Origin of the sequence: Synechococcus sp. 1G10 (assembly GCF_002252625.1) — a bacterium.
GTDB lineage: Bacteria > Cyanobacteriota > Cyanobacteriia > PCC-6307 > Cyanobiaceae > Regnicoccus_A.
In genome coordinates this window covers 1-6,258 of record NZ_NQKW01000044.1, presented here as the reverse complement: position 1 = coordinate 6,258, position 6,258 = coordinate 1, and the positions used below count along the sequence as shown (strand labels likewise).

At 53.2% G+C, this 6,258-nt stretch carries 2 tRNA genes and 3 rRNA genes; all 5 read left to right on the top strand.

Going from position 1 to position 6,258, the window contains the following annotated elements:
- Positions 1-708 precede the first annotated feature (708 nt).
- The 5 genes from CJZ82_RS17195 (at position 709) to rrf (ending at position 6,165) form a co-directional block, all read left to right on the top strand.
- Positions 709-2,194: ribosomal RNA gene (locus tag CJZ82_RS17195) — 16S ribosomal RNA — on the top strand.
- A 197-nt stretch (positions 2,195-2,391) separates the two neighbouring features.
- A tRNA-Ile gene (locus CJZ82_RS17190) sits at positions 2,392-2,465 on the top strand.
- A 9-nt stretch (positions 2,466-2,474) separates the two neighbouring features.
- Positions 2,475-2,547: transfer RNA gene (locus tag CJZ82_RS17185), tRNA-Ala, on the top strand.
- Positions 2,548-3,044: 497 nt separating this feature from the next.
- Positions 3,045-5,932, top strand: a 23S ribosomal RNA gene (locus tag CJZ82_RS17180).
- A gap of 116 nt (positions 5,933-6,048) precedes the next feature.
- Positions 6,049-6,165: ribosomal RNA gene (gene rrf, locus CJZ82_RS17175) — 5S ribosomal RNA — on the top strand.
- The 16S, 23S and 5S rRNA genes sit together here with 2 tRNA genes alongside, the layout of an rRNA operon.
- The last annotated feature ends 93 nt before the right edge of the window (positions 6,166-6,258 follow it).

The following is a 6,258-nucleotide window of genomic DNA, read 5'->3' as shown; positions in this document are numbered from 1 at the left end:
ACTGCGCGTGAGCCGGAAGGCGAGCGCTGCAGGGCTTGCAACTGAAGTGGGGGCGAGAGCCTGCCGTCGGTGTTGTAAGTTTCAAAAGCGGTCGGGAGACCACCGCGAGCGACCGAAAGCCGAAAGGCAGAAGGAAGCGCACCTGGACAACTAAAAAGTTTAGGAACTGACGCTTTTGCTGCGTCGGGAGCCGAGGTGAGGGGAAGAGTAGTGAGCTCCTGCAAGGGAGGCAAGGCTTTTGAACCGAGCTGGGGAGTCTGACGAGATAGCAGCAGAGGTGTGAGGTCCCGTCAAAAGAAACAAGCATCAGGATTTTGCCTGAATGTTGGTGGGTTTACTTTCACGGGTAAATTTATCAATGATAGTTTAGGTGAGAGACGATGCGACCGGATCTGAGTGATTTGGAAAGTCGTTACACGAGCAACTGAGAGAAGTTGTGACGGCCGGATGGATGAGTGATCGAGACTCGATTGTCAGGGGAGACTCTGGTGAGGAATGAGCGCGAAAGGTTGTCTATGAAGGCAGTTGTGATTTATTTTAGAGAAGCGTGTGATGCACTCTCGAACCCTTCTGGCTAGAAGGAGGCCTTAACTGATGGCTGATGAAAGTCAGGTTATTGGGTAACGGCGACATCATTTGCGATGATGACCACTTTAATTTTAGCGTAAGCGATAGTTAAGTTGGTTTGAATTTAAAGGAATGATGACTACAACGGAGAGTTTGATCCTGGCTCAGGATGAACGCTGGCGGCGTGCTTAACACATGCAAGTCGAACGAACCTTCGGGTTAGTGGCGGACGGGTGAGTAACGCGTGAGAATCTGCCCTCAGGAGGGGGATAACGGCCGGAAACGGCCGCTAATACCCCATATGCCGAGAGGTGAAACGAATTTCGCCTGGGGATGAGCTCGCGTCTGATTAGCTAGTTGGTGAGGTAATGGCTCACCAAGGCTTCGATCAGTAGCTGGTCTGAGAGGATGATCAGCCACACTGGGACTGAGACACGGCCCAGACTCCTACGGGAGGCAGCAGTGGGGAATTTTCCGCAATGGGCGCAAGCCTGACGGAGCAACGCCGCGTGAGGGACGAAGGCCTCTGGGCTGTAAACCTCTTTTCTCAAGGAAGAAGACATGACGGTACTTGAGGAATAAGCCACGGCTAATTCCGTGCCAGCAGCCGCGGTAATACGGGAGTGGCAAGCGTTATCCGGAATTATTGGGCGTAAAGCGTCCGCAGGCGGCCTTGAAAGTCTGTTGTTAAAGCGTGGAGCTCAACTCCATTTAAGCAATGGAAACTACAAGGCTAGAGTGTGGTAGGGGCAGAGGGAATTCCCGGTGTAGCGGTGAAATGCGTAGATATCGGGAAGAACACCAGTGGCGAAGGCGCTCTGCTGGGCCATAACTGACGCTCATGGACGAAAGCCAGGGGAGCGAAAGGGATTAGATACCCCTGTAGTCCTGGCCGTAAACGATGAACACTAGGTGTCGGGAGAATTAACCCTTCCGGTGTCGTAGCCAACGCGTTAAGTGTTCCGCCTGGGGAGTACGCACGCAAGTGTGAAACTCAAAGGAATTGACGGGGGCCCGCACAAGCGGTGGAGTATGTGGTTTAATTCGATGCAACGCGAAGAACCTTACCAGGGTTTGACATCCTGCGAATCCCTTGGAAACGAGGGAGTGCCTTCGGGAACGCAGTGACAGGTGGTGCATGGCTGTCGTCAGCTCGTGTCGTGAGATGTTGGGTTAAGTCCCGCAACGAGCGCAACCCACGTCTTTAGTTGCCAGCATTTAGTTGGGCACTCTAGAGAGACCGCCGGTGATAAACCGGAGGAAGGTGTGGATGACGTCAAGTCATCATGCCCCTTACATCCTGGGCTACACACGTACTACAATGCTACGGACAAAGGGCAGCAAACTCGCGAGAGCTAGCAAATCCCATAAACCGTGGCTCAGTTCAGATCGTAGGCTGCAACTCGCCTACGTGAAGGAGGAATCGCTAGTAATCGCAGGTCAGCATACTGCGGTGAATACGTTCCCGGGCCTTGTACACACCGCCCGTCACACCATGGAAGTTGGCCATGCCCGAAGTCGTTACTCCAACCCGCAAGGGAGGAGGACGCCGAAGGTGGGGCTGATGACTGGGGTGAAGTCGTAACAAGGTAGCCGTACCGGAAGGTGCGGCTGGATCACCTCCTAACAGGGAGACAATAACTGATCGTGATGTCTGGCTAAATTATTGCTAGGCCATGATCCTGTCATCTCGATGGTTAATCGGTACCTCAACCGACAGAAGCGAAGCCAAAAGTATTGCCAGTAATGGGGATGCGGATGAGCTGTTGTGGATGTCTTTTCAGTTCCTAAACTTTGTCTAGGTCACCCCACAAGGGTATCCCTGGGCCATTAGCTCAGGTGGTTAGAGCGCACCCCTGATAAGGGTGAGGTCCCTGGTTCAAGTCCAGGATGGCCCATTCGTGTTTGGGGGTTTAGCTCAGTTGGTAGAGCGCCTGCTTTGCAAGCAGGATGTCAGCGGTTCGAGTCCGCTAACCTCCACTGACCAACCCACCCGGATCGCGAAAGCAACGGGAGAGAGCTTGTGGTGGTGATTATAGATATTTGTACTGAGAGAGGACTCTAGCTTCCTTTCATCTCATAGGTTGCCCAGATCTGTTTAACAGATTGAGGTGGTAGCCGTGATTGAAAAGACGCTGGACTCCAGCAGGATCAACCGTGAGGTTGATCTTTGTTGTGTTCAGTAGAACCTTGACAACTGCATAGGTAAGTCTGTAAATAAAGCATCTCATGGATGCTTCAACAGCAGCCAATGATTCTAAGGGCTTAGGCCATTGGAATGAAAGCTTGATGTTGGAGCGATTCTAGAGTAGGAGCCGAGACTCCACATTGCTCCTGGTTCTTGCCGAAAGAATCGGGTTTGATCTTGTTTTCATAAGCAGCAGAGGATAAGTTGGAGCAATCCAACAAGTCAGCTGCGGTGAGTGAATGCAAGAGAATCTGCGTACAACCGCAGTAAGGTGATGTGGAGATAAATTGGTCAAGCTACAAAGGGCTCACGGTGGATACCTTGGCACACAGAGGCGATGAAGGACGTAGTTACCTGCGATAAGTCTCGGGGAGCTGGAAACACGCTTTGATCCGGGAATTTCCGAATGGGGCAACCCCTAGAACGGCCAGCTGAATCCATAGGCTGGCACGAGCCAACCCAGCGAACTGAAACATCTTAGTAGCTGGAGGAAAGGAAAGTAAAAACGACTCCCTAAGTAGCGGCGAGCGAACGGGGAAGAGCCTAAACCGATGGTTTCGACCATCGGGGTTGTGGGACAGCAACGTGGACCAGTGACGTTAGTGGAAGCGTTTGAAAGGCGCGCCATAGAGGGTGAAAGCCCCGTACACGAAAACGAATCTGGCCTAGCTGTATCCCGAGTAGTACGGAGCACGTGAAATTCCGTATGAATCTGCGAGGACCACCTCGTAAGGCTAAGTACTCCTGTGTGACCGATAGCGCAACAGTACCGCGAGGGAAAGGTGAAAAGAACCCCGGGAGGGGAGTGAAATAGAACATGAAACCGTGAGCTTACAAGCAATGGGAGCCCGACTGATCGGGTGACCGTGTGCCTGTTGAAGAATGAGCCGGCGACTTATAGGCACTGGCAGGTTAAACCGGGAATGGTGGAGCCATAGCGAAAGCGAGTCTGAATAGGGCGATCGTCAGTGTTTATAGACCCGAACCCGGGTGATCTAACCATGGCCAGGATGAAGCTTGGGTGATACCAAGTGGAGGTCCGAACCGACTGATGTTGAAAAATCAGCGGATGAGCTGTGGTTAGGGGTGAAATGCCAATCGAACCCGGAGCTAGCTGGTTCTCCCCGAAATACGTTGAGGCGTAGCGTCTAGTGCTATAGCAGGGGGGTAAAGCCACCGTTTCGGTGCGGGCTGCGAGAGCGGTACCAAATCGATACGAACTCTGAATACCCTGTGTGAAACTAGGCAGTCAGACTGTGGGGGATAAGCTCCATGGTCGAAAGGGAAACAGCCCAGACCGCCAGCTAAGGTCCCCAAATCAATGCTGAGTGATAAAGGAGGTGGGATTGCCCAGACAACCAGGAGGTTTGCCTAGAAGCAGCCATCCTCAAAGGAGTGCGTAATAGCTCACTGGTCGAGCGATCCTGCGCCGAAAATGAACGGGGCTAAGCATTGTACCGAAGCTGCGGATTTAATTGTTCTTAGGAACATTCAAATGGTAGGGGAGCGTTCCATGTGGGGCGAAGCGTTAGCGTAAGCGGGCGTGGACTGCATGGAAGTGAGAATGTCGGCTTGAGTAGCGAAAACATGGGTGAGAATCCCATGCCCCGAAACCCTAAGGGTTCCTCCGGCAGGCTCGTCCGCGGAGGGTTAGTCAGGACCTAAGGCGAGGCCGAAAGGCGTAGTCGATGGACAACAGGTCAACATTCCTGTACCTGTCATGTTTTGGGAAGGGGGACGGAGAAGGCTAGCCCAGCCAGATGTTGGTTACTGGTTCAAGCGTTCGAGGTGTTGAGGGGTGGTGAAAACACCCTGAGCTGAGGCGTGAGTACGAGCTGCTACGGCAGCGAAGTGGGTGATGTCAAGCTTCCAAGAAAAGCCCTATACCCGTTAAGGCATGATGGCCTGTACCCGAAACCGACACAGGTGGGGTGGTAGAGAATACCGAGGGGCGCGAGATAACTCTCTCTAAGGAACTCGGCAAAATGGCCCCGTAACTTCGGGAGAAGGGGTGCCACCGCAAGGTGGTCGCAGTGAAGAGGCCCAGGCGACTGTTTACCAAAAACACAGGTCTCCGCTAAGTCGCAAGACGATGTATGGGGGCTGACGCCTGCCCAGTGCCGGAAGGTTAAGGAAGCTGGTCAGCGCAAGCGAAGCTGGCGACTGAAGCCCCGGTGAACGGCGGCCGTAACTATAACGGTCCTAAGGTAGCGAAATTCCTTGTCGGGTAAGTTCCGACCCGCACGAAAGGCGTAACGATCTGGGCGCTGTCTCGGAGAGAGGCTCGGCGAAATAGAATTGTCTGTGAAGATGCGGACTACGTGCACCCGGACAGAAAGACCCTATGAAGCTTTACTGTAGCTTGGTATTGTGCCCGGGCTCTGAATGCGCAGGATAGGTGGGAGGCTTTGATCATCGGCTTGCGGGTCGATGTGAGCCAATGGTGAGATACCACTCTTTCAGAGCTAGGGTTCTAACCTTCACCCGTTATCCGGGGAGGGGACAGTATCAGGTGGGCAGTTTGACTGGGGCGGTCGCCTCCTAAAAGGTAACGGAGGCGCGCAAAGGTTTGCTCAGGCTGGTTGGAAATCAGCCGACGAGTGTAAAAGCAGAAGCAAGCTTGACTGTGAGACCAACAAGTCGAACAGGGACGAAAGTCGGCTTTAGTGATCCGACGGTTCTGAGTGGAAGGGCCGTCGCTCAACGGATAAAAGTTACTCTAGGGATAACAGGCTGATCTCCCCCAAGAGTTCACATCGACGGGGAGGTTTGGCACCTCGATGTCGGCTCATCGCAACCTGGGGCTGAAGTCGGTCCCAAGGGTTGGGCTGTTCGCCCATTAAAGCGGTACGCGAGCTGGGTTCAGAACGTCGTGAGACAGTTCGGTCCATATCCGGTGCATGCGTAAGAACATTGAGAGGAGTTCTCCCTAGTACGAGAGGACCGGGAGGAACGCACCTCTGGTGTACCAGTTATCGTGCCAACGGTAAACGCTGGGTAGCCATGTGCGGAGAGGATAACCGCTGAAAGCATCTAAGTGGGAAGCCCACCTCAAGATGAGTGTTCTCATGGCTTAAGCCAGTAAGGTCACGGGAAGAACACCCGTTGATAGGCTCTACGTGGAAGCGCAGCAATGTGTGAAGCGGAGGAGTACTAATAGACCGAGGGCTTGACCAACACTTGGCCCTACTCAAGACGAGCATGAGCTGCAGAGTTTACAGACCGATCAGGTGAGAGCTTGATCCATTACCTATGTAGTTCTCAGGGATCACCTGAGAGCGAACAGATTCTTTCCTGGTGTTCATGGCACTGTGGCCCCACTCCGATCCATCTCGAACTCGGTTGTGAAACGCAGTAGCGGCGACGATAGTTGGAGGGTAGCTTCCTGCAAAAATAGCTCAATGCCAGGATAAAACAATCTAATCGCTCTACATCTAACCTCAGCGCTGCTGAGGCTAGATGTACTGAAAAGCCACCTCAGGGTGGCTTTTTTTGTGCGTAGC